19 protein-coding genes and 2 tRNA genes are annotated in these 23,107 nt (G+C 67.9%); 7 read left to right on the forward strand and 14 right to left on the reverse strand.

All coding sequences use genetic code 11. From position 1 onward, the window contains the following. Positions 1–2: 2 nt before the first annotated feature. Genes thrC through argS form a run of 4 tightly spaced genes read right to left on the reverse strand, consistent with a single transcriptional unit; the run spans position 3 to position 5,617 of the window. Positions 3–1,115 carry a threonine synthase gene (gene thrC, locus ACQEVO_RS25170; RefSeq protein ID WP_432917785.1) on the reverse strand — a complete coding sequence of 371 codons (1,113 nt, stop codon included), beginning with the start codon at positions 1,113–1,115 and terminating at the stop codon, positions 3–5. Beyond that, the gene (locus ACQEVO_RS25175) at positions 1,112–2,485 is read right to left on the reverse strand and encodes a homoserine dehydrogenase (protein ID WP_432917788.1); all 1,374 of its coding nucleotides are present in this window, start codon (positions 2,483–2,485) and stop codon (positions 1,112–1,114) included. Before ACQEVO_RS25175 ends, thrC begins: the two co-directional genes overlap by 4 nt. Continuing rightward, positions 2,485–3,900, reverse strand: a complete 1,416-nt coding sequence (lysA, locus tag ACQEVO_RS25180) for a diaminopimelate decarboxylase (RefSeq protein ID WP_432917791.1) — start codon at positions 3,898–3,900, stop codon at positions 2,485–2,487. The genes ACQEVO_RS25175 and lysA overlap by 1 nt, the downstream gene beginning before the upstream one ends. A 58-nt stretch (positions 3,901–3,958) precedes the next feature. Then, positions 3,959–5,617 carry an arginine--tRNA ligase gene (gene argS / locus ACQEVO_RS25185; RefSeq protein WP_432917794.1) on the reverse strand — a complete coding sequence of 553 codons (1,659 nt, stop codon included), beginning with the start codon at positions 5,615–5,617 and terminating at the stop codon, positions 3,959–3,961. A gap of 92 nt (positions 5,618–5,709) precedes the next feature. Here argS and ACQEVO_RS25190 point away from each other — a divergent pair, with 92 nt between their 5' ends. From ACQEVO_RS25190 to ACQEVO_RS25205, 4 genes are all read left to right on the forward strand, one after another. After that, positions 5,710–6,651, forward strand: a complete 942-nt coding sequence (locus tag ACQEVO_RS25190; protein WP_432917797.1) for a DUF3105 domain-containing protein — start codon at positions 5,710–5,712, stop codon at positions 6,649–6,651. Beyond that, on the forward strand, positions 6,651–7,352 hold the full coding sequence (locus ACQEVO_RS25195) for a DUF305 domain-containing protein (RefSeq protein WP_432917800.1): 702 nt from the start codon (positions 6,651–6,653) through the stop codon (positions 7,350–7,352). Before ACQEVO_RS25190 ends, ACQEVO_RS25195 begins: the two co-directional genes overlap by 1 nt. Before the next feature lie 93 nt (positions 7,353–7,445). After that, a tRNA-Arg gene (locus ACQEVO_RS25200) sits at positions 7,446–7,518 on the forward strand. 318 nt (positions 7,519–7,836) lie between these two features. Beyond that, entirely contained in the window at positions 7,837–8,361 is a 525-nt protein-coding gene (locus ACQEVO_RS25205; RefSeq protein WP_432917803.1) for an Rv0361 family membrane protein, read from the forward strand. Between the two features lie 17 nt (positions 8,362–8,378). On the opposite strand, the gene ACQEVO_RS25210 is transcribed toward ACQEVO_RS25205, so the two are convergent. Continuing rightward, positions 8,379–9,254 (reverse strand): hypothetical protein, encoded by an 876-nt coding sequence (locus ACQEVO_RS25210; RefSeq protein WP_432917806.1) that lies wholly within the window; start codon positions 9,252–9,254, stop codon positions 8,379–8,381. Positions 9,255–9,695: 441 nt separating this feature from the next. Between ACQEVO_RS25210 and ACQEVO_RS25215 the strand changes: the two genes are divergently transcribed. Then, positions 9,696–10,997 carry a metallophosphoesterase gene (locus ACQEVO_RS25215; RefSeq protein ID WP_432917809.1) on the forward strand — a complete coding sequence of 434 codons (1,302 nt, stop codon included), beginning with the start codon at positions 9,696–9,698 and terminating at the stop codon, positions 10,995–10,997. A 36-nt stretch (positions 10,998–11,033) separates the two neighbouring features. Here the strand turns inward: ACQEVO_RS25215 and ACQEVO_RS25220 are convergent. Continuing rightward, a tRNA-Cys gene (locus ACQEVO_RS25220) sits at positions 11,034–11,108 on the reverse strand. A 210-nt stretch (positions 11,109–11,318) separates the two neighbouring features. Between ACQEVO_RS25220 and ACQEVO_RS25225 the strand changes: the two genes are divergently transcribed. Together ACQEVO_RS25225 and ACQEVO_RS25230 are read left to right on the forward strand one after the other, a co-directional pair. Beyond that, positions 11,319–11,861: a MarR family winged helix-turn-helix transcriptional regulator gene (locus ACQEVO_RS25225; RefSeq protein ID WP_432917811.1), complete on the forward strand. Its 543-nt coding sequence runs from the start codon at positions 11,319–11,321 to the stop codon at positions 11,859–11,861. 157 nt (positions 11,862–12,018) lie between these two features. After that, on the forward strand, positions 12,019–13,065 hold the full coding sequence (locus tag ACQEVO_RS25230; RefSeq protein ID WP_432917814.1) for a hypothetical protein: 1,047 nt from the start codon (positions 12,019–12,021) through the stop codon (positions 13,063–13,065). Positions 13,066–13,086: 21 nt separating this feature from the next. Here ACQEVO_RS25230 and ACQEVO_RS25235 read toward each other — a convergent pair whose 3' ends face one another. From ACQEVO_RS25235 to ACQEVO_RS25270, 8 genes are all read right to left on the reverse strand, one after another. Continuing rightward, positions 13,087–13,863 carry an enoyl-CoA hydratase gene (locus ACQEVO_RS25235; protein WP_432917817.1) on the reverse strand — a complete coding sequence of 259 codons (777 nt, stop codon included), beginning with the start codon at positions 13,861–13,863 and terminating at the stop codon, positions 13,087–13,089. A 109-nt stretch (positions 13,864–13,972) separates the two neighbouring features. Beyond that, complete coding sequence (locus ACQEVO_RS25240; RefSeq protein ID WP_432917819.1) at positions 13,973–14,710, reverse strand: ESX secretion-associated protein EspG; 738 nt, start codon at positions 14,708–14,710, stop codon at positions 13,973–13,975. 6 nt (positions 14,711–14,716) lie between these two features. Further along, entirely contained in the window at positions 14,717–15,532 is an 816-nt protein-coding gene (locus tag ACQEVO_RS25245; protein WP_432917821.1) for an ESX secretion-associated protein EspG, read from the reverse strand. Continuing rightward, positions 15,529–18,192: a hypothetical protein gene (locus ACQEVO_RS25250; RefSeq protein WP_432917824.1), complete on the reverse strand. Its 2,664-nt coding sequence runs from the start codon at positions 18,190–18,192 to the stop codon at positions 15,529–15,531. The genes ACQEVO_RS25245 and ACQEVO_RS25250 overlap by 4 nt, the downstream gene beginning before the upstream one ends. A 63-nt stretch (positions 18,193–18,255) precedes the next feature. Beyond that, positions 18,256–18,732 carry a YbaB/EbfC family nucleoid-associated protein gene (locus ACQEVO_RS25255; RefSeq protein ID WP_432917827.1) on the reverse strand — a complete coding sequence of 159 codons (477 nt, stop codon included), beginning with the start codon at positions 18,730–18,732 and terminating at the stop codon, positions 18,256–18,258. Positions 18,733–18,859: 127 nt separating this feature from the next. Then, positions 18,860–19,180, reverse strand: a complete 321-nt coding sequence (locus ACQEVO_RS25260; RefSeq protein ID WP_432917830.1) for a hypothetical protein — start codon at positions 19,178–19,180, stop codon at positions 18,860–18,862. Positions 19,181–19,211: 31 nt separating this feature from the next. Beyond that, complete coding sequence (locus ACQEVO_RS25265; protein ID WP_432917833.1) at positions 19,212–22,358, reverse strand: hypothetical protein; 3,147 nt, start codon at positions 22,356–22,358, stop codon at positions 19,212–19,214. A 176-nt stretch (positions 22,359–22,534) separates the two neighbouring features. After that, complete coding sequence (locus tag ACQEVO_RS25270) at positions 22,535–23,074, reverse strand: hypothetical protein (protein WP_432917836.1); 540 nt, start codon at positions 23,072–23,074, stop codon at positions 22,535–22,537. Positions 23,075–23,107: the final 33 nt, after the last annotated feature.

The raw sequence follows: 23,107 nt of genomic DNA on the forward strand, positions 1-23,107 counted from the left end.
GGTCAGGCCAGTTCCAGTCGGGCGGCCACGGCCACCGGGTCGACCGCGACGGCCTGTACCTCGGGCATACCGAGCAGCGCGGTATCGGGGTCCTTGAGTCCGTTACCGGTGACGGTGCAGACCACCTTCAGGCCGGGCTCGAGCCAGCCGTCGGCCCGGGCGGCCAGCACACCGGCCACGCTCGCCGCCGACGCGGGTTCCACGAACACGCCTTCCTTGGCCGCGACCAGCCGGTATGCCTCCAGGATCTCGTCGTCGGTGGCGGCGCGGAACGCCCCACCCGACTCCTCCTTCGCCGCCACCGCGCCGTTCCAGGAGGCGGGCGCGCCGATCCGGATGGCGGTCGCGATGGTTTCCGGTTCCTTCACGGGGGCACCGTTGACCAGCGGGGCGGCGCCGGCGGCCTGGACGCCCAGCATCCGCGGCAGCGAATTCGTCACACCGTCCGCGTGGTATTCGCGGTATCCGCGCCAATAGGCGGTGATGTTGCCGGCGTTGCCCACCGGTAGCGCGTGCACATCGGGTGCCGTGCCGAGCACATCGCAGATTTCGAACGAGGCGGTTTTCTGGCCCTCGATCCGGGCCGGGTTCACCGAGTTCACCAGCCCGATCGCCGGGAAATCGGAGGTGACCTTGCGCGCCAGCTCCAGGCAGTCGTCGAAATTGCCCTCGACCTGGATGACCTTGGCGCCCAGCATCACCGCCTGGGCGAGTTTGCCCATGGCGATCTTGCCCTGCGGGATGAGCACCGCGCAGGTCATTCCGGCGCGGGTGGCGTAGGCGGCGGCCGAGGCGGAGGTGTTACCGGTGGAGGCGCACAGCACGGCCTGCTGGCCGCGGTATTTGGCGTCGGTCATCGCCATGGTCATCCCGCGGTCCTTGAACGAACCGGTGGGGTTGGCTCCCTCGACCTTCAGGTACACCTCGCAGCCGGTGAGTTCGGACAGGTACGGCGCGGGTACCAGCGGGGTGCCGCCCTCGAACAGGGTGACCGGTTCCCAGTCGGCCGCGCCGGCGAGCCGGTCCCGGTACGCGGCGATCAGCCCGGGCCAGCGGGAATGCACTCCGGACTGCGGGGCGACACCGGCAGATCCGCTCCGCGATGCTGTGGTCATTCTTCGGTGCCTTCCAATCTCAGAACGCTGGTGACAGATGTGACGGATTCCATATCCGCGAGGGCGGCGACGGTTTCGGCCAGCGCCGACTCGGTCGCCAGGTGGGTGACCACGACGAGCCGTGCCCGGTCATCGTGCCCTTCCTGCCGGACGGTGGAAATACTGACCCCGTGCTCGGCGAATTTACCCGCTACCCGGGCCAGCACACCGGGACGGTCCTCGACCTTCAGATTCACGTGGTACCGGGTGGGGGTGTCGCCGATCGGGGCGATCGGCAATGCGGCGTAGACGGACTCCCCGGGGGCCCGGCCGCCGAAGAACTTGTTGCGCGCGGCCATCACCAGATCACCCAGCACGGCCGAGGCGGTGGGCGCGCCACCGGCACCCTGGCCGTAGAACATCAGCCGGCCGGCGTTCTCGGCCTCCACGACCACCGCGTTGAACGCCCCGTTGACCGCGGCCAGCGGGTGTTTGCGCGGGATCAGCGCCGGATACACCCGCACCGAGACCCGTTCCTTACCGCCCTCGGCCGGGCTCGGCTCCCCCGGTCCGGCGGGGACCCGCTCGCAGATGGCGAGCAGTTTGACCGCGCAGTTCACCGCGGACGCGGTTTCCAGATCCTCGGCAGTGATGGTGGAGATGCCCTGCCGGAACACATCGGCGGCCGTCACCCGGGTGTGGAAAGCCAGCGAGGCGAGGATGGCGGCCTTCGCGGCGGCGTCGTAGCCCTCGACATCGGCGGTGGGGTCGGCCTCGGCGTATCCGAGCCGGGTGGCCTCGGCGAGGGTTTCGCCGTAGTCCGCGCCCGTTTCGTCCATCGCGGAGAGGATGAAATTGGTGGTGCCGTTGACTATGCCGACGACCCGGTTCACCCGGTCACCGGACAGCGACTGGATCAGCGGGCGCACCACCGGGATGGCCCCGGCGACCGCGGCCTCGAAGTAGAGGTCGGCGCGGCTGCGTTCGGCGGCGGCCGCGAGTTCCCCGGTGTAATCGGCCAGCAGCGCCTTGTTGGCGGTGACCACGGATTTCCCGGCATTGAGCGCGGCCAGGATCAGCGCGCGGGCCGGGTCGATACCGCCGATCACCTCCACCACCACATCGACATCGGGCCGGGCGACCAGCTCCGCGGCGTCGGTGGTGAGCAGTTCGGCGGGCACGCCGCGATCACGGTCCAGGCTGCGGACCGCGACGCCGCGCAACGTCACCGGCGCGCCGACCCGGGACTGCAGGTCGTCGGCGTGGTCGCGCAGGATCCGCACCACCTCGCGACCCACATTGCCCATTCCCAGCACCGCGATACCGATCGGACGGTCCGGGCCCCACTGTCCGGCCACTGTCACCTCGGGCACCCCTTTCGTCGCATCCATCAGACCTCCAGACCGAGCAGATCGGCGACGGTTTCCCGGCGCAGGATCAATCGCGCCGTACCGTCGGTGACGGCGACGACAGCGGGCCTGGTCAGCATGTTGTACCGGCTCGACATGGAGTAGCAGTAGGCGCCGGTCGCGGCGACGGCGATCAGGTCGCCGGGTCCGGCGTCGGCCGGGAGCCAGGTATCGCGGATGATGATATCGCCGCTCTCACAATGCTTTCCGACCACGCGAGCCACCACGGGCCCGGCCTCGGAACCGCGCGAGACGAGCTGGCAGTGGTAGTCGGCCTGGTACAGCGCCGGGCGGATGTTGTCGCTCATCCCGCCGTCGACGCTGACGTACCGGCGGCGCAGGCCACCGTCGAGGGAAACGTCCTTCACGGTGCCGACCTCGTACAGGGTCACGGTGCCCGGTCCGGCGATCGCCCGGCCCGGTTCCACCGCGATCCGCGGTACCGGCAGCCCGGCCAGTTCGGCCTCCCGGGCCACCAGCACCCGCAGTTTCTCGGCGAACGTATCCAGCGCCGGCGGATCGTCGGACGGAACGTAGGAAATTCCGAGTCCGCCGCCCAGATCGAGCAGCGATATCTGCGAGGTGCGTTCCACACCGAATTTGTCGACGGCTTCCCGGAGCAGTCCGAGCATCCGATGCGCCGCGATCTCGAAACCGTCGATTTCGAAGATCTGGGAGCCGATATGGCTGTGCAGGCCGACCAGGCGGAGATTATCGGCCTCGAAAACCCGGGCCAACGCTTCCATGGCATCGCCACCGGAAATCGAGAAGCCGAATTTCTGGTCTTCGTGCGCGGTGGAAATGTATTCGTGGGTGTGCGCCTCCACACCCACGGTCACCCGGACCAGCACGTCCTGCACCACACCGGCGGCCCCGGCGACGGCTTCGAGCCGTTCGATCTCGATCAGCGAATCGACCACCACATGCCCGACCCCGGCCGCGACCGCGGCCTCGAGTTCGGCGACGGATTTGTTGTTGCCGTGCACCGCGATGCGCTCGGCCGGGAAACCGGCGTGCAGCGCGACCGCCAGCTCACCACCGGAGGCCACGTCCAGCGACAGCCCCTCGTCCCGGACCCAGCGTGCCACCTCACCGCACAGAAAAGCCTTGGAGGCGTAGTGCACTCGCGCATCCGCGCCGAAGGCACGCACCATATCCCGGCAGCGGGACCGGAAATCGTCCTCGTCCACCACGAACAGCGGCGTACCGAACTGCGCGGCGAGTTCGGTGACCGGTACACCGGCCAGACGCACCACGTCGTCGGCGTCGCGGGTGGCGTTCCGCGGCCACACATGGGCGGGCAGATCGATCATCTCCCGCGGATCCGCCGGGCGCTGCGGCAGATTCGGCGCGTGCGGGATATCGGCGTGCCGGGGCCCGGCCGGATGGACACTCATCGGTCTCCCTTCCTCACCCACTGCCGGAACAGTCGGTCGTTGCGATAGCAGGTGGCGGTCACATCCGCTCCGGTGCGGTGACGCCGAGCAGGGCCAAACCGTTGGCGAGCACCTGCCGGGCGGCGTTCACCAGTACGAGCCGGGCGGCATTGACCGGGCTCACGGGTTCGTCGCCCATCGGCAACACCCGCAGCGCCTTGTTGGACTGGAACGGGTGGTAGACCCCGGCCAGCTCCTCGAGGTAGCGGGCGATGCGATGCGGTTCCCGCAGCGTGGCCGCGCTCGCCACCACCCGCGGGAACTCGCCGAGGGTCCGGATGACCGCCCCCTCGAGTTCCGAGTCGAGCAGGGCGAAATCCGGCGTCACCGTGTGGTATTCGAATTCCGCGGCATTGCGGGCGATCGAGGCCGCGCGGGCGTGCGCGTACTGCACGTAGTAGATGGGATTGACACTGTCCTGTTTGGTCCACAGGTCGAGGTCGATATCGATACTCGAGTTCACCGAGCTGCGGACCAGCGAATACCGTGCCGCGTCCACCCCGATGGCCTCGACCAGATCGTCGAGGGTGACCACCGTGCCGGCCCGCTTGCTCATCCGCACCGCGACCCCGTCGCGCAGCAGATTCACCATCTGCCCGATGAGCACCTCGACGCTGTCGGGATCGTCGCCGAACGCCGCAGCGGCGGCCTTCAGACGGCCGATATACCCGTGATGGTCGGCGCCGAGCATGTAGATGCACAGATCGAAGCCACGCGACCGCTTGTTCTGCAGGTACGCGATATCACCGGCGATATAGGCGGCATGACCGTCGCTCTTGATGACCACCCGGTCCTGATCGTCGCCGTATTCCGAGCTCTTGATCCACCAGGCGCCGTCCTTGGCGTAGAGATCGCCGGAATTCTTGAGGGTTTCCACCGCGCGTTCCACCGCGCCTGAGGCGAACAGCGAACTCTCGTTGAAATAGACGTCGAAATCGGTGCCGAATTCGTGCAGCGTTTTCTTGATATGGGCGAACATGAGTTCCACCCCCTCGGCGCGGAACAGTTCGAGCCGCTGCTCGGGGTCGAGGTCGAGTGCGCCGGGATGGGCGGAAACGATCTGATCCGCGATTTCGGCGATATACGCACCCGCGTACCCGTTCTCCGGGGTCGGCGCCCCGGTGGCGGCCGCGACCAGCGATTCGGCGAACCGGGTGATCTGCGCGCCGTGATCGTTGAAGTAGTACTCCCGGGTGACGTCGGCGCCCTGCGCGGCGAGAATCCGGCCCAGCGCGTCCCCGACGGCCGCCCACCGGGTACCCCCGAGATGAACCGGGCCGGTCGGGTTCGCGGATACGAATTCCAGATTGATCTTCGTCCCGGCCAGGGCATCGGCGGTGCCGTAATTCACACCGGCGGCCAGCACCTGTTCCAGGATCACGCCCTGCGCCGAGGCGGCCAGCCGGATGTTCAGGAAGCCGGGGCCGGCCACTTCCGCGCTCGCCACGCCCGGGGTGTCACCGAGCGCCGCGGCCAGCCAGCCGGCCAGTTCGCGCGGATTCGTGCCCGCTTTCTTCGCGACGCGCATCGCCACATTGGTGCTGTAATCACCGTGTTCGGGGTTGCGCGGACGCTCCACATCGACCTGGTCGGGCAGGACGGAAGCGTCCAGTCCACGTTCGGCAAGTACCTTCGCGGCCGTGGCGTGAAGGAGATCTGCGAGGTCGGCTGGAGTCACGAGTCTCTATCCTATGGTCCGAGTGGGTGCGCGCCGCGAGTGGGCACCGCAGCCATGCACTGTTCATCACGTGGGAAAGAGCTAGGACCGGTATGCCGAACAGGACCAGCGCCAAATCGGCGAAAGCCGTCAAGGCGGCGGGCAAAGCCTCTTCCGCCCGGGCGGGGGGCGGTAAGAACAAGAACAAGCCACCGCTCACGCAGCGTATTCCGTGGCTCACCGTCGGAGCGGTCGTGGTGCTCGTCGCGCTGGTCGGGGCGCTCGCCGTGAGCCTGGTCCCCAAGTACCAGGAGGAGGCCGCGCTGCGCGAACGCCAGGAGCAGGTGCGGGCGTTGCGCGAATCCTTCGGCCAGACGTTCGCCCCGACGGAGCAGAACCAGGACCCCTCCGCGCAGATCCAGGGCGTGGTGAAACAGGAGTACCCCGCGGGCCTGCACGTCGACGCCACCCAGCGGGTGGCCTACGACAAGACCCCGCCGTTCGGCGGCCCGCACGACGCCTCGTGGGCCGACTGTATGGGTGCCGTCTACGAGAAGCCGCTGCGCGAGGAGAACGCGGTCCATTCGCTCGAACACGGCGCGGTATGGATCAGCTACAACCCCGAGAAGGTCGACGAGGACGGGGTCGACACGCTGAAGGCCTGGGTGGACGGCGAGCAGTACATGCTCCTGTCCCCGCACCCCGGTCAGGAAGCGCCCATCTCGCTGCAGTCGTGGGGGCACCAGCTCAGCGTGCCCGACGCCGACGACGAGCGGATCGGCCAGTTCGTCACGGCGTTGCGCCTGAACAACTACGCCTACCCGGAGGTCGGCGCCAGCTGCTCCAACCCGACCTTCGGCACCGAGAACCCGCCGGCCTACGACCCGAGCGAACCGGGCCCCGACGCGGTGCCCATGGACGGTGCGGGTCTGCAGCCCGATCAGAGCGAACTGGGCGGTGTGCCCACCGGCGGCCTGCCCGGTGGTATCCCGGCCATCCCGGGAATGCCGGGCACCCTGCCGGAACAGCAGCAGGCGCCCGGGGCGGGACAGTAATGCCGGAAGCCGGTACCCCCGAGGCCGGACAGCCGACGGGCTGGCGCGCGCAACTACGCGCCCAGCGCGTCCCGCTGCTGATCATCGGCGCGATCGCGCTGCTCGTGGCCGGATTCGGGGCCGGCGTACTGCTGGCCCCGGACACCACCGGAGCCGACACGCATGCCGGGCCGGTCGATATCGGGTTCGCGCAGGATATGTCGACCCATCACGCGCAAGCCGTGGAAATGTCCGGTATCGCGCTCAACGGTTCCACCGACACCGATGTCCGGCGGCTGGCCTTCGACATTCTCACCACCCAGCAGGGCCAGATCGGCCGGATGCAGGGGTGGTTGCAGATGTGGGACGCGCCGGCCACCGCCACCGGCGGATATATGACGTGGATGCCGCAGGACGAGCACGGCGGCCACGGCCACGAGCACGGCACCGCGGGTATGGCCACCATGCCGGGAATGGCGAGTACCGACGATCTGCGCCGGCTCCGCGCCGCACGGGGCCAGGAGCTCGACGTCCTGTTCCTGCAGCTGATGCTGCGGCACCATCAGGGCGGGGTCCCGATGCTCGAATACGGCGCCGAACACGCCGAAACCACCGAGATCCGCACCCTGGCCGGTCAGATGCTGCCGGCCCAGCAGGGCGAATCCCGGCTGATGACGACAATGCTCGCCGACCGCGGTGCCGAACCGCTCCCGCTCAACTGACCCGTCACCTCCCGTTTTGGCCTCACCGGCGGTGATGCGTTACGCTGTGGACCGCCCGATCGACCGGACTTCCGGCCCTTCGGGTGGATCCCCGCCCTCGTAGCTCAGGGGATAGAGCGTCTGCCTCCGGAGCAGAAGGCCGCAGGTTCGATTCCTGCCGAGGGCACAGTCACCGAAGGCCCCGACCGGTACAGGTCGGGGCCTTCGGCGTTCTCGGCTCTGCCGTAGTCTTCGGATGACAATTCTGGGGAGTAGAACGGGGAACGGAGACAACATGACTCAGCCACCGGCAGGGCCGCCGCCGTACGGACAGCAACCCGGCGGACCGCAACCGGGCCCCGGACCACACGGAGCTTCATCGCAACCCGGATATCCACAACAACCCGGGTATCCACAGCAGCCCGGCTACCCGCAACAGCCCGGCTATCCGCCCGGGCAGCCGCCGCAAGCGGGTTATCCGCCCCAGCCCGGGTTCCCACCGGGGATGCCGCAGCAGGGTGGCTACCCTCCGCAGGCCGGGTATCCGCCGCAGCCGGGTTATCCGCCGCCCCGCAAACGGCGGACGGGACTGATCATCGGTGCGGTGGTGGCGGTGCTCGTGGTCATCGGCGCGGTCTCCGCCGTGGTGGTGCTCACGATGCAGGGCAAAACCCCGATCGCCTCCGATGAGCAGCAGGTCGAGAACGCGCTCCGGGAGTTCTACGGCACCCTGGACGATGAAGGTTTCGTGGCGGCAGCCCAGCTGGCCTGCAAGGCCGACCGGGACGAGATCGCGGCTATGTCGGATTCGGAACGGGCCGAAGTCGAAAAAGCGGAATTCTCCGTCCAGATCGATTCGGTGGACAAGATCGTCATCACCGGCGACCGGGCGGAAGCGACGATGACCGGTAAGTTCAGCCTCTCGATGCCCGGCAGCTCGGACGACGAAGTGGACGAGAGCTCGGATGAGGATCTGGTGAAAGAAGACGGCGAGTGGCGGGTCTGCTCGTCGTCCGGCACCGATACCTGATACCCGTGGTGCGGAGCTCAGCTCCGCACCACCGGCAACCCCGCCACCGCGGGCGCCAGGAAGTCCGTGGCCGGCCGGCCGCGCATCAGGGTGCGGCCGGCTTCGGCCCGCGCGGTTCGCCGCTCGGCGTCGGCGAGGTAGTCCAGGCAAGTGGGGACGATATCGGTGTAGTCGGTGAACACGACCGCGCCGGCGTAGCGGTCGGCTTCCTCGGTATCGGCGCAGTGCTCGGAAACGACGAACACCCCGTTGGCCAGCAGATACGAAACCCGGACGATCTCGAATATTTTCGCGTCGTAGAAGTGGGTGTTCAGCACGATTTTCGCGCGGGCGTAGAGCGCGTCCCGGGCCGGGCCGTACACACCGAAATGCGCTTGTGCGTCGAGGCCGAGCCGGCGCAGTTCCTCGATCGGCGCCATCCGGCGCTCGTTGAGTGAACCGATGAGCAGAACGTCGATATCCCGCTCGGCAGCGGCCGGAATCCGTTCCAGCTCGGGAACGTAACCGATCGGCACGTGCTGGACATCCGGCACGCCCAGTTCCCGCAGCGCGGCGATATTGCGGAGACTGTAATCCCACACCGTGTGCCGGCGGAACAGCGAAAGTAGTTCGGCGGTAACCCATTGCGAATCCGCCGAGATCTGTTCCAGATTGAACAGAACGGCATCTGCGGGGACCTCGAGATTCCACCACGAGAGTGTGTTGCTGCCGAACACGATATGACGCCGGCCGGGCAGGCCGAGATCATCGGACAGCACACTGTCGAAACCGAGCCGCAGGAGCGCGATATGCACGGTTTCGGCGACCTCCCGGAATGCTTCCCGATGCTCGTACGAGGTCGGTGGCGCAATCGTGACGGCGAACTCGGCGGGCGATTCGGCTGGGAGATTCACGGGAACTTCCGATAGTTCGGTGGCAGCGTGCGGGTCGTGCCGCGGGTTGCGTTCGGTACCGCCGCCGACTGTATCGGAAGCCTCTGGCACCGGCCACGGTTCGGTACGGTCACGGCCGATCGGGCGAGGACAACCCAACGGTCTCGGGCTGCTGTCGCGCCGTCGATCCGAATTCCTGTTCCTGTCGTAGTCTGCCGGGGACACCGGGAACGGAAGGACTCCGATGACCTGTCCGCCACACAGCGCAGACATGCCGAGCCGGCCATCCACCCCGTCGGCCGGACGGGACCACATCCGGCTCCCGTCCGCTGCGCCGGCCGCGTGCCGCGCTCGGCGATGAGTTGCTGCGGGCCCTCGCGCCGGACCGTACTGGGGGCATTCGGGTCGGCGGCGCTGTTACTCGCCGGCGGACACCGCGCCACCGCCCGGCCCGGTCCGATCGTGGCCACCGACCTCGAAGTCGTCACGGTGACCGATACGTCGGCGGTACTCACCTGGACCAGCCGCTCCCCTGACGCGTCGGGACGACTCGTTCCGATCGATACCGAAGGAGAAGTTTTGCTGGCCGCCGGAACAGGCGGCCCCCTCCGGCCGGTTTGGGGCTCCGGTGGCGCCACCGCGTTCCACTACGCGGAGTTCGGCGGTCTCGAACCCGGCCGCACCTATCGATTCGAGGCGCGTTCGGCCGGGGTCCGCGCGACCCCCGCGTTTTCGGCGGCCACCGGCATACCGGGCACACCGGAAACCACCGGCACCTTCCGCACCCTCGTCCCGCCGCCCGGGCGGTTGCTGCGAACCGTCGCGCTGGCCAACGATATCCACTACGGGGAGACCGTGAGCGGGCTGCTGGTGGGCGAGCTGCCGCCGGGTTTCCGGCAGGAACCGGGATTGCCGCCGTATCCGGAAGTCATGCTCGACGCAGTGCTCGACGATCTGCGCCGCGCCGACCGCGGTGCCGCAACGCTGCTGATCGCCGGTGATCTGACCGCGGAAGCCACCCCACAGGAGATACGTTCGGTGCGGGCCCGGTTGGACCGCTGGGGCAGCGCGGGTAGCGATTATCTCGCGGTACGCGGTAACCATGATCGCCCGCATACCGGCGCGGGTTACGCCGGGTGCCCGGTGGTACCCGGCACCGCCGACCACCACGATTGCTGGAGCGAGACTTTCGGGCCGCGGCAACAACTGCTCGAACACGAACTCGGCGGCCTACGGCTACTCGGCCTGGACACCAGCGCACTCGACGGTGCGGGCGGCGTCCTGGACCCGCCGCAACTCGACCGGGTGCGCGAGCTGTTGAACGACGAACCCGATCGTCCCACAATCGTTTTCGGTCACCATCCGGTAACCACGGAGGCCGGCCTGACCAATCTCGGCGGCCCCGGTTTCATCCTGGACCGTCCGAGCGCCCTGCGGCTGCAACAGCTCTACGACACGGCACCCGGCGTATTCCTGCAGCACAGTGGGCATACCCATCGCACGCGGCGGACCCGCCCCGATACCGGATGCGCGGTCGAATTCCTCGAGGTCGCGGCCGTGAAGGAGTACCCCGGCGGGTACAGCCTGCTGCGGATCTACGAGGGCGGTTACACGGTGAACTTCTACAAGACCCGCACCGCGGCCGCGCGCCGCTGGAGCACGCTGACCCGCGGCGAATACTTCGGCCTGTATCCCGACTACACCCTGGGCACCTTCGCCGACCGCAATCATGTTGTACTGCGCGACTTCTCGGGCCTGAGTTGACAGCGTCCGGCCGGAACCGGGCCCGGTTCCGGCCGGTGGAGCGAGCGGCGGGAATCGAACCCGCGTGAACGGCTTTGCAGACCGTTGCCTCAACCACTCAGCCACGCCCGCGTGACCAGGAGATCGTCTCCCACGGCGAGGTGGCGGACGAGGGTTGGGATCGCCTTGATCGCAACCCCGTGCCCGGCCCGGCGGATTGGATCGCGCTTCGGGGCGGCCCGCTGCGCCGAAGAGCGGTCGTGCCGCAGCAAGGAGCGCACCACCCGCGGCGACGAGTGCACCATCGGCCCGCCGCGGTGGCGCCGTGCGATGATCGAACACATGTCTCGCCCCCGGCCGCTACCGCTCGACCCGATCCAGGAGGCCCATCGGCAATGGGTCGGCCACGGCTGGGGCGCGGTCGCCGACGGGATGGCGGCCGTGACGTCGCTGGTGCGCGCGCAGCAGATCGTGATGGCACGGGTGGACGAGGCGCTACGGCCCACCGGGCTCACTTTCTCCCGCTACGAACTGCTGCAGTTGCTCAACTTCAGCGCCACCGGCGCGCTACCGATGGCGGTGGCCAGCGCCCGGTTGCAGGTGCATCCGACCAGTGTCACCAATTCGGTGGACCGGCTCGAGGCGGCGGGACTGGTGAACCGGGTGCCGCATCCGAACGACCGGCGCGCCACCCTGATCGAGATCACCGAGGCCGGGCGTGCCCTGGTCGCCGAGGCCACCGAATATCTCAACGAGCGGGTTTTCGCCCGGCCGGAGCTCCCACCCGACCGGCTGCGCACGCTGTTGCAATTGCTGACCGAGTTCCGGCACACCGCGGGCGACTTCGATACCGGGGAGGAACCGGCCCGGTGGAGCCCGCCCTGACCCCCGTGCGCGGCAGCGGCAAATAACTAACCCGGAAACATACCGGTCGGCCGGATACACCGGATAGGCAGCAAACGGATAACGGGCAAGCACCCGATCAGCAAATTTCTCGGTCATTCGGCTTGGCAACTCCGGCACCGCGGCGCACCATATGTTTATGGTGCTGGTACTCGGGGTATCGGCGGGCTCCTCCGGAGCGCGCGCCGTACTCACTCATTCCGATCAGCCACACCTGCCCCCGATCGATCGGTGCCATATCCCCCGGGCTCCGCGTAGCCCGGTGGTCGAACCGGTGCTCACGGCGGTCCGCCGCATGCACACCGCCGCCCGGCTCCGCGACGAATACATCACGGGCACCGCGGTGACCTGCCAGGATGCGGCGCAGGCCGAAGAGATCGGCGATGCCCTGGGCACCGGCCGGGTCACTCTGGTGGACGAACCTCTCGCCCAGCTGCGTTATCTACGGTTCACCGATCAATTGCCGTCGACCGATTCGGTGCTGCTGTTCGATCTGGGATCCGCCGGGCTCACCCTCACCCAGGCGGACTGCCGCACCGATACCGTGCTCACCGCGAGCCACTGGCCGGGCCTCGGTGGCGATATCTACGACGAATTGCTGTGCGAATGGCTGGACCGGGCCGGTGTCTACACCGACGAGGCGGCGGCCGGCCGGTACCGGGAGGCGCTGAGCAGCGCCCGGGTGGTCACCGCCGCGGACCCCGCCACTGCGAAACGGGCCGTGATCACCCGCAGTGATCTCGCCGGACTCTGCACCGAACCGTTGACGATGGCCGCCACCCTGGTCCGGCGGGCCGGCGAGCAGTCCGAGGTGCCGGCGGAAGCGATCGCGCTGCTGGGCGGCTGCGCCCGCAGCCCGGCGTTGCGCGCCGGACTCACCGAACTACTCGATCTTCCACTGATCTGTGACCGGGAACCGGAGTACGTCTCGGCGCGCGGCGCGCTGCTGTTCGCGGCCGAGCGGCCGGCGGCCGGGACCCGGACCGCCCATATCCGCGCCGGCGGTCAGGTGGTGTCGCTGGCCCCGCCGGTCGCCGGGCGGCGCAAGGTGTACGCGGCCGCGGCGGTGACCATCGGCCTCGGCGCGACGGTGGCCGGTCTGCTCACCGCCCAGAACGGCACCGCGCAGCCGGCCCGCGGCAATTTCGTACCGACGGATATCGCGGAGGCACCGCCCGAACCCTGATCGGGCCGGGCGCGCGCGCGTTCAGCGGTTGGTGAACTCGGCGCTCCGCTTGTCCACGAACGCTGCCATACCTTCCTTCTGGTCCGCGGTGGCGAACAGCGAGTGGAAGACCCGCCGCTCGAACCGCAGGCCCTCGCTGAGGGTGGTTTCGAAGGAGCGGTTCACCGCTTCCTTGGCGATCATGGTCACCGGCAGCGACATCGAGGCGATGGTGGCGCCGACCTCGAGCGCGGTATCGAGCAGTTCGGCGGCGGGCACGATCCGGGAGACCAGCCCGGCGCGTTCGGCTTCCTCGGCGTCCATATTGCGCCCGGTGAGCACCAGGTCCATGGCCTTGGCCTTACCGATCGCGCGGGTGAGCCGCTGCGAACCACCGATACCGGGGATCACGCCCAGTTTGATCTCCGGCTGGCCGAACTTGGCGGTATCGGCGGCGATGAGGAGATCGCAGATCATGGCCAGTTCACAGCCGCCGCCCAGGGCGTACCCGCCGACCGCGGCGATGGTGGGCTTGCGGAACTGCGCCAGCCGCTCCCAGCGGGCGAAGTAATCGTCCATGAACATGTCCATGTACGACTTGGGCTGCATCTCCTTGATATCCGCCCCGGCGGCGAAGGCGCGCTCGGAACCGGTGATCACCACGGCCCCGACCTCGTCGTCGCGTTCGAGTTCGTCGAGTGCGGCGATCACGTCGTCGAGGACCTGCGCGTTGAGCGCGTTCAATGCCTTGGGCCGGTTCAGCGTGATGAGGCCGACCTTGTCCTTACGCTCCAGCAGAATCGTCTCGAAATCGGTCACGGCGCATCCTCTGGGTCGAAATGATGATGATTATCGGTGACGATACCGCGCCCGCCGACCGGGTCCCCGACGTGGTTTGCCGGTCGGCCGCTCACACCGTTCGCGCGGTTCAGGGCTGCAGGCGGACCATGATCTCCGCCATCCGGGCCTCGATCCAATCGCATATCGCGCTGCCGTCCATACCGGTCAATTCCTCGGCGGCCCCCAGTACGTACCGGCCGTCTCCCGGGACATCCCGCCAGACCAGACCCACGTGGATGATTCCCCGTTCCCGGAATCCGAGGTGCCCCTGAATCACCTTCAGCACACCGGCATCCGGCCCGTACGGGGCCGACGGCAGATCCCCGTCGGCGGCGCCTGATCCCTCGCCCGCGGCGACGAGCCCGGCCCACACCGTCTCGGGATCGCTGCCTGCACCGATATCGGGAAGCAGGCCGACCACCGTCCGCGCCAGCGCCTCCGGCGCACATTCGGCGATATCGAATCCGCCGGCGTGTGCCACCGTCCTGCCCGGCCGTTGGACGATCACGTAGCCACGATCGTCGCGGCGCACCGCGTGGACCCGGACGCACTGGTTCGGGTCGGTATGCTGCCGTTCGTTCCACAAGTTCGCGGTGACCATGATGTCGGGCCGGCCGAGCGCATGGACCATCACGTCGAACTCCGGGTCCGCCGACTGCTCCAGTGCCGCCCGGACTTCGTTCTTCTCGGCTTCGTAGTCGTCGGCGAACTTGGTATCGCTGGTGAAGGTGAACGGCCGGGGCAGGCCGCCGATCCGGCGGTCTTCGCACAACACCTTGAACTGCAGGCCGGTGAGCTCCCAGCGATACACGATCGGTTCAGGCACGGGTGCTCATTCCTCGGTTTCCATATTCCGGTCGAGCCGCGCCACCACCGAACCGATCTGCTCATCCATCCACTCGGTCAACTCCGCTGTTCCCATTCCCGTCGCGGTCGGTGCCGGATGGTTCGTCGGAATCGCGTACCGGCCGTCGTCCGGGACGTCACGCCACAGCATTCCCATTTCGATACGACCGCGCGGACCGTACTTCGATCGGCCCTGAACGACCCGGATGGAGCCGCTGCGCACGGCGGGGGTGCGCAGGAAGGCCAGGGCACGGTCGTAATCGTTACCGGTGTCCTCGTCTTCGTCGTTGTCCGAGATCATCGATCCGGACGTGGTGTAGCCGGGTTCGAACCTGGGGTCGCGCGTGGTGTCGGGGATCGCTATCCCGGGCAATCGTCCGGCCGGCACGAACGGTACCCGGGACAGCACGATATCGGCCAGGCCGTGCGGATCGCATTCGACGATATCGAAACCGGCTGCGTGGTGGACCTTTTCGCCGGGCCGCTGGGTTATCACGAAACCCCGTGCCCGCTGCCGGAAGGCATGGACGCGGGTACGTGCCACGGGGTTGTCGAAATCCTGGTCGTCACCGAATGTCTGCAAGCTGACGAATACATCGGGTTTGGCGAGGGCGACGCCGAATGCGTCCAGCTCGCCGCCGTAGCGAGCGCGCAGCGACCGGCGGGTCTGCGCGAGCTCCCATTCGTATTCGTCCGCCCAGCGAATGGAACTCGTGAAGACCAGTGGTCGCGGCAACCTTCCCTCGGTGTGATCCTCGCACACCGCCCTGAACTCCAGATCGGTGAGCTCCCAGCTCCTCACGGCTCGATCACCGGTTTCACCCGGTCCGGGACCTCCCACACATCATCCAGATTCTCCCGGCCCTGCAGGTACTTCGGCGGCTTGTAGTCGTTGCCCTGCCCGCCCGAATTGGCGGCGCCCGCGCCCGGCGCGCCGCCCATCGGCGCGCCCATCGGATGCCCGGCACCCGTGGACGACTGGTAGTTGCCGGCCGGATCCGTCCCCGGCCCCGCGAGCGCGGCGCGCGGGAACAACTGCGACTGCGACTGCTGCGTCTCAGGATAGGGCGCCAGCGGCTGTTCCGGCGTGCCCGCTCCTCCCGGCAGACCCGCGCCGGGGCCACCACCCGCACCCGCACCGCCGCCGAGCGCGCCGGCCAACTGGCCCAGCTGCTCACGCGCCGGGTCGAGCATGCCCTGGATATGCTGTTGCAGCTGACTGGGATCCAGCATCCGAGCCAGCTCGTCCATGCCGGGGAGCCCGCTGCCGAGCTGGGTGAACGCCTGAATACCCTGCGTGAGCAGGTTGGACAGAATCCCCAGGGGGTCCTGGCTGCTGCCACCCCCGGTTCCGCTGCCACTGCCGCCGCCGCGACCGGTCCAGCTCTTGTCCGCGCTGTCGTCACCGCTTCCGCTGCCGCTGCTGGAACCGGAGTCGTCACCGAACAGCGTATCCGCCGAACCGTACGGGGAATTCTCGTCGTACAGCGAGGAGAGCGGAGTGTTCTTCAGCTCCTCGGGCATCTCGTCCAGCGGGATGCCGGTGAGCTGCGAGAGCGCATCCGCGAGACTCGGCTCACCCGAGCCGTCCGAGGCGGTGATCTTCCGGTTCTTCAGGGCCTCCGGCAGTTCGGACGTCGGGATACCGGTGAGTTTGCTCAGGATATCGGCGGCCGTGGGGTTCTCCGGCATCTCGCCGCCGCCACCACCGGTGGAATCCGAGCCGGTGCCGCCTTCCGAGCCGGGACCGGTACCGCCGTTGGAACCGAGGCCGCCGCCGCTGTTGGAGACTTCCTCGCCGGGGCTGCCGCCACCCAGCAAATCCTCGGCCGAGGGCATTTTCGGCATAGTCGGGGTGCTCTGCTTGCCGGTGTAGGCCGGGCTGCTGCCGCCACCCTGCTGACCCGAAGGCCCACCGCCGGATCCGGTACCGCCCGAGGACGCCGTTTCGGGCATGCTCGGCAGGGAGCTGCCACTGCCCGAGGATCCCAGTTCGGGCATGGACGGCATGGTGGGCGCGGATCCGCCGCCGGCGCGCGAGGTATCGGTCGGCGTACCGCTGCCGGTAGGCCCGCCGCCGCTGCTGCCCGGCCCACCGCCGGAACCGGACGATCCGGTGATCGGCGGCTTGTTTCCGGTCGAACTGTTGCCCAATCCGGCTCCGCTGCCGCTCCCCAGGCCGCCGCCGCTCGACCCGTACTGCCCACCGGTGGAATCGGAACCCTGGCCGCTGCCCGCACCGGAACCGCCCCGGCTGTTCTGGCCGTCTTCGAAGCCTCGGCCGTAACCGTCCGCGTAACCGGATTGATAGCTGCTGCCGGAGCCACTTCCGCTACCGGAACCCGAGCCGCTACCGGAACCCGAGCCGCTTCCGCTACCGGAACCGCTACCGCTGCCGGAGCCGGAACCGCTACCGGAACCCGAGCCGCTACCGGAACCGCTGCCGCTACCGGAGCCACTCCCCGAACCACTTCCGCTGCCCGAACCGTCGCCCCCCGGTTTGGCGATGGGCCCGTCCAATACGGGCATCACCTTCACCGTTTCCTTCAGCGGCTCGAGGTAGAACTCGTTGAGCCAGCCGCGATAATCGCCGAGGTCCGGCTCATGACACCCACCCGGCTCGGTGGGGACACCCGGCATCGCCGCTTTCGTGTACGCCAAGAAGGTGGCTGTCCACGCCATATTGTCGCGAACTTGTTCGATGGAGTCGATCAGCGGCTGCACGCCGTTGCGATAGTTGCGTACGGCATCCTGCGCGCCCGCCGAACCCGCCCCCTTCCAGGAATCGGACAGCGGGAAGATGGTGTCCACCAAGCCGTTCAGCTTCTTGCCCAAATCGCTCGCCAGCGAACCCCAGGTCGCCGAACGGTTCATCACGGCTTGTGCGTCGATGTACTCGCCGTGGTCGTACATTTCCCGCCAGGACACCGCATCCTGGGCCTCGACCTTGACCGCATCGCCCGGATCCTTGTTGCCGCCGTAGTTCTTCACGCCGCTCGGAATATCGGGACTCTGGGTGGTGAACAGGAGCTTCCAGTCCGGTGGCGCCATCGTCTCGGCCACCGTGGCGGGGTCGTAGTTCGCCGAGCCCTCACCGGGTTTGATCGCGGTGAGCTGGTCCTTGGACGCCTGGTCGGCATCTTTATAGGCCTTACCGGCGGCGATGAACAGCTGTGTCAGCCCTTCGAGCACCGTGGCGTGCTCGCGCAGGATCTCGTACAGGCGACCGGCCTTCTTGCTGTACACACCCGCCAGCTGGCTACTGGACCCCAGCGCACCGAACATCTTCGAATCCAGCATGTCCAGCTTGTGCTCGCTGATGGCATAAGCCATACCGCGCAGGTCATCGACCAGATCGGCGGCAGCCCGCGCCGCGGTGATCGCGTCCTTGGGGCTGAACTGCAGATGCCCCTCGTTCGCTTGGGTCGTGAGACCGGACAGCGTGGTCGGGTCCAATGCCATATCCGTTCACTTTCCGTCGTAACCGTCGACCGGAGCCTGCTGCGGAGGTGTCGAGTTCGCGAGTCAGTCCCGGTCCGCGACGACCGAGGCGGGTCCCGACTCTTCGTGTACGTCGCGTTTGTTCCCTGGCCAATCCGGCGAATCCGGTGACACGGTCGGCGTTTCCACCGGCTGCGGGATCAACCCGGCCAGATCCGGGGCACCCTCGATCATCTCGGACAGCTTCGGCAGCGAGTCGCGGTGCGCCAGCAGCGGATCCATGAGTTCGCGCGCCTTCTTCTGCACCTGCGCCGCGGCGTCCTGGACGGCTTTGGTGATGGCTACGGCGATCTCGTCCATCGTCAGGTCGAGAATATCGTCGGCGAATTTGGTGTCGATGAGCAGACCGTCGGCATTCACCGTCACCTCGATCCGCTTCTCCTCGGCAAGGACCGTGGCGGTGAGCAGGGAACGCTTCTTCTGCACTTCCGCGATACTGCGCATCTGATGGCTCAAGCCGGACAGCATGGTCGCCATATCTTCCTGCAGGCGTTCGTTCACCACGGTGCTACCTCAGTCCTTCCGGTCCGGAGCGGTCGCCACGGAGACCACCCCGGGATTACAGCGCAAGATGTTGAATTCCCGGTGGCGCGCATGCAAATTCGGTGCCGCACGCCACCGGGCGGGATCAGAACTGACTGTCCATGGTGCGCAACTGGTCGACAGCGTCGCGCTGACCGACGGCGAAGGATTCGAAGGTGCCACCGATCCCGTCGACCCCGTCGAGCAGGTTCGGTTTCGACGTGCCGTACCCGTCGTTGTTCTTACCGTTGATGAACTTCTCACCCATGGAATCGTTGCCCCACGGCTGCTTGGTCGACTCGTCCTCGATACCGGCGAGCCGCTCCCGGAGCTTTTTGCCGACACCGTGGACCTGATCGGCGACATCCTGGGTGAGTTTCGCGGCATTCTCCAGCTTGTCCGGATCCACCTCTACGCGGTCCGCCATGATCTTCTCCTCACTTCCGGCTCCTGCCGGATCATTGCAATGTGAACGGCACATCGACCGAGGAACCGTTCCCCGGGTCGTCGCCGCCTACCACTTGCCCCGCTTCCACCACCGCGCCGTCCGGCACCACCGCGCCGGGCAGGATCACCGCACCGTCGTGCACGATCGCGCCCTTCCCCACCGCGGCACCCTCGTGCACCACCACCCCCGGATGCAGGACAGCCCCGTCGCCGACGGTGGCACCCGGCTCGACCACCACGCCCGCCCCCAGGACGGCTCCTGCTCCGATCGAGGCGTCCTTGCCCACCGAGGCGCCCGCGGCCACCTGCGCCCCGGGACCGATCTTCGCGCCGGGGTCGATCACCGCGTCCGGATGGATGACCGGAGGCTCGGACGGCTGATCGTCCGGCGGCTGATCATCCGGGTCGCCTTCCGGTGGTACAGCGCCGGTGGGCAGCCAGTTGTCGCCCGGAACATCCGGTCCACGGAACTTGTCGATCGGGTAGGGCACCTTCATCGGCCAGCGCTGCGGTCGTGGCTTACCACGCACATCCTTGCCCTCGCCGAGGAAATGCTGGTTGGCCGGATCGTTGGCGAACCGATCACGAGCCGCCTCGTAATGCTCGCGCGAATTGCGCTCCAAGCCTTGGGCTTCCCACCACTCTCGCGCCGGTGCCGCCGGCGGCGCGGGCGCCGGACGCGAAGGCGTCAACCACGCGGGATCACCCGGCCGCCGATCCACCACCGGACCCTCACCCACCGGCGGCGCAGGAGCCGGACGCGAAGGCGTCAACCACGCAGGATCACCCGGCCCACGATTCACCACCGGACCCCCGCCCACCGGAGGACGACCACCCGGCTGCTGTGGTGGCGGGCTGGACTGCTGGGATGCGGAGATCGATGTATCGCCCCTGATCGTGGCCCCGCCGGGCCCCACTCCGCCCGGTGGCAACGGCCGGGAGAAGTTCGGCGGCGGTTGCTGTTGCGGCTGCTGGGCCGGTGTCGAGGTTTGTTGCGCGGCCGGTTGTTGCGATGTCCCCGGCGGTGGAGCTCCCTGCTGTTGCGGCGCCGGAACCTGCTGCCCCGCCGGGGTCTGCTGCGCGACGGGCGCCGGTTGCGACAGGGGGGCTTGCCCGCTGGTGTTCACCCCGAAACCGGAGTGCCCAGAGAGGCCGCCGCCGGCGGGATCGTTTCCGATATCCGACAACGGCGAGACCGGACGTGCGATGAAACTTCCCGCATCCGACCCCGCGTCCGACAACGGTGACACGGGGCGTTCGATGAAACTCCCGACGTCCGAATCCGAATCCGACCACCGCGACACCGGACCCTCGAAACCACCGCCCGCATCCGACAACGGCGACACCGGACGATCGATGAAACTCCCGGCATCCGAATCCGAATCCGACCACCGCGACACCGGACCCTCGAAATTACCCCCTACGTCCGAATCGGTATCCGACCAGCGCGATCCGCCGAATGCCGGGTCGTTGCCGTAGGCCGGGTCGTTGCCCCCGTACTGCGGGGCGGCGGGGCCGTGACCGCCGGACTGTCCGGACGGCCCGCTCCCGTCACCCCCGAAGTCGTTGCCGGCAGTGCCCCCGAAGTTGTTTCCGCCGAAGTTCGACGTTTCCCCGGCCGGGGTGAACCACGCGCTCTGCGGCATGGTGTTCGACCAGTTCGGTGGCGATTGCTGACCACCGGGTCCCAGAGCAGCCGGACCGTTCTGTCCCCCGCCACCATGATTCTGACCGAAGCCGCCATTGTTCGGGCCCGCGCCGCCGGTTCCACCGGTCCCACCGCCCGCACCTCCGGTGCCACCATCAGTTCCTCCGGCGCCACCGCCAGTACCCCCGGTCCCACCGCCGGTACCTCCGGCGCCACCGCCAGTACCCCCGGTCCCACCACCAGCACCCCCGGTCCCACCACCAGTACCTCCGGTCCCACCGCCGGTACCCCCGGTCCCACCACCAGTACCCCCGGTCCCACCACCAGTACCCCCGGCGCCACCGCCGGCCGTGGTGACCGAGGCATTACCTTCGGTCCTGATGACGAATTTGCTGTCGGGCCCGACAGCGAGCAAACCGGGCCCTTCGTATTTGGGGAAGCGCCACGCGTTACCGCGTAACCAATGGTCTTTCCGGAAGGCCGACATATCGGTGAAACCGTCGGTGGTTTTCGGCACATAGCTGTTGAACGCCGAGGCGCCGCGGGCGCCGCCCACCAGCCCACCTTGTGCGAAGTTCCCGACCCAGCCCGGGCCGTTGGTGAAGGCGGAGAAATCACCGCCGGCCGCCAGCGCCGTAGCCAGGTTTCCGAACACCGCCCCGAATCCGTCCGACAAGGCGCCGACGACAACTCCGTTCGCCGTACGACCGGCGACATTGTTCAGGTATTTACCGGCGACGTGTTCGATGGCTTCGCCCAGGTACCGGCCGAACTCCCGGGCCGGGACAGCGCCGGCGGCGCCGCCGAGCGCCGACAGGCCGAATTCCTGACCATTGAACGAACGTCGTTTTCCGTCGGCTATCTGTCCGGTCTGGATGCTCCCGTTGATCGCCATCGGGACGATGGCGCCCTCGGCCGCCCGGGCACCGTACACACCCCAGCCCTTCGCCGTCGGCGCCACCAATCTGCCTTTGGCGAGTTCCTTCCAGAAGTGGCGTTTCGCCACCGGCGCGCCCGCCCGGGTTGCGATATTCGCGATGGTCTTCTGTACGAAATCCTGAATGACCTTGAGGTAGGAGCGGGTCGAGGCGATGGCCGCGGCCTCCACCGCGGGGGCGGTCGGCGGGAACAACCAGGCCCAGGCGATCTCGATCGCCAGCCAGCACAGGGTCACGATGATGGTGAGCTTGGTGGCCTGTAACTCGGTACCCATATCGAAGGTCGAACCGTACTGCGCCTCCATGGATTTCGCGATCTGCTCCAGCGACTGGTCACCGCTGCGCAGGATGTCGTACCGGGCACCCATTTCGTCGCGGGCCGCGCCCTCGGAATACGCCGCCATGGTGGCCTGTTTGGCCTGATCGATCTTGGCGAGCAGGGCGTACAGATCGTTGCTACCCTCCTGCCAGACCGCGGCGACGGCCCAGGCTTTGTCCTCGTCCCCGTCCGGCCATTGCGCGCCGGCGATCCAGCCCAGCCAACGCAGTTCCGGAGGCAGGTACAAACTCATAGCGGCACAGCTCCGACGGTTCGGGATCGCGGACCAGGGTCGTGTTGGCCGTATCGAGTGTGCCGTTCGTCCCTTAATTCCCGGTGGCCTGCGGGCGAATTCGCCGTCTTATCCCGCCGGCCGGTACGCCGCCGGTCCCGGCCGGGTACGGCGGCGACAGGGCCGGCCCGTCCCGGTCAGGCGCGGAGTTTCGCGCCCGCCGGCCAGCTGCCGTCACGGCGCCACCGCGATTCGGCCCAGGTGACGGTGTGGGTGCAGGTCACGTGGATATCGCCGGTATCGGTGTGGTAGCGGAAGGTTTCCTTGTCGATGGTCAGCAGATGTTCCGTCGGTGGTTCCTCGGGCGGGACTTTCAGTGAACGGGCACGGACCCGGTATTCCACGTCCTCCGAGGTGTCGCGCACCCGGTCGACCTGCATCTCCCAGGTCGGCGGATACACCTGGTAACCCTGGACCGGCCGGGCGGCGCGGATATCCTCGTCGTACATTTCGCCGATCATCAGCGGGTGCAGGCTCCCGTGCGCGGTGATCACCCCGGTCCGCCGGTTGATCACGTAGTTGCCCATACCGAAACCCGCTTCGCTGTCCTGCTCGGGCAGTTCTTCCCGGCACACCCAGCCGAACTCACACGGATACACCGCGAATACGGTTTCCGGGCCGAACGCCTCCGTCAAGTACTGCCGCACATCCGCCACGGTTTCCAGCAGGTCGGGCATATCACTCCTCGAATTCGGTGCCGGACGGTTGTG

It is taken from the genome of Nocardia sp. CA-290969, from assembly GCF_050936135.1.
Lineage (GTDB): Bacteria > Actinomycetota > Actinomycetes > Mycobacteriales > Mycobacteriaceae > Nocardia.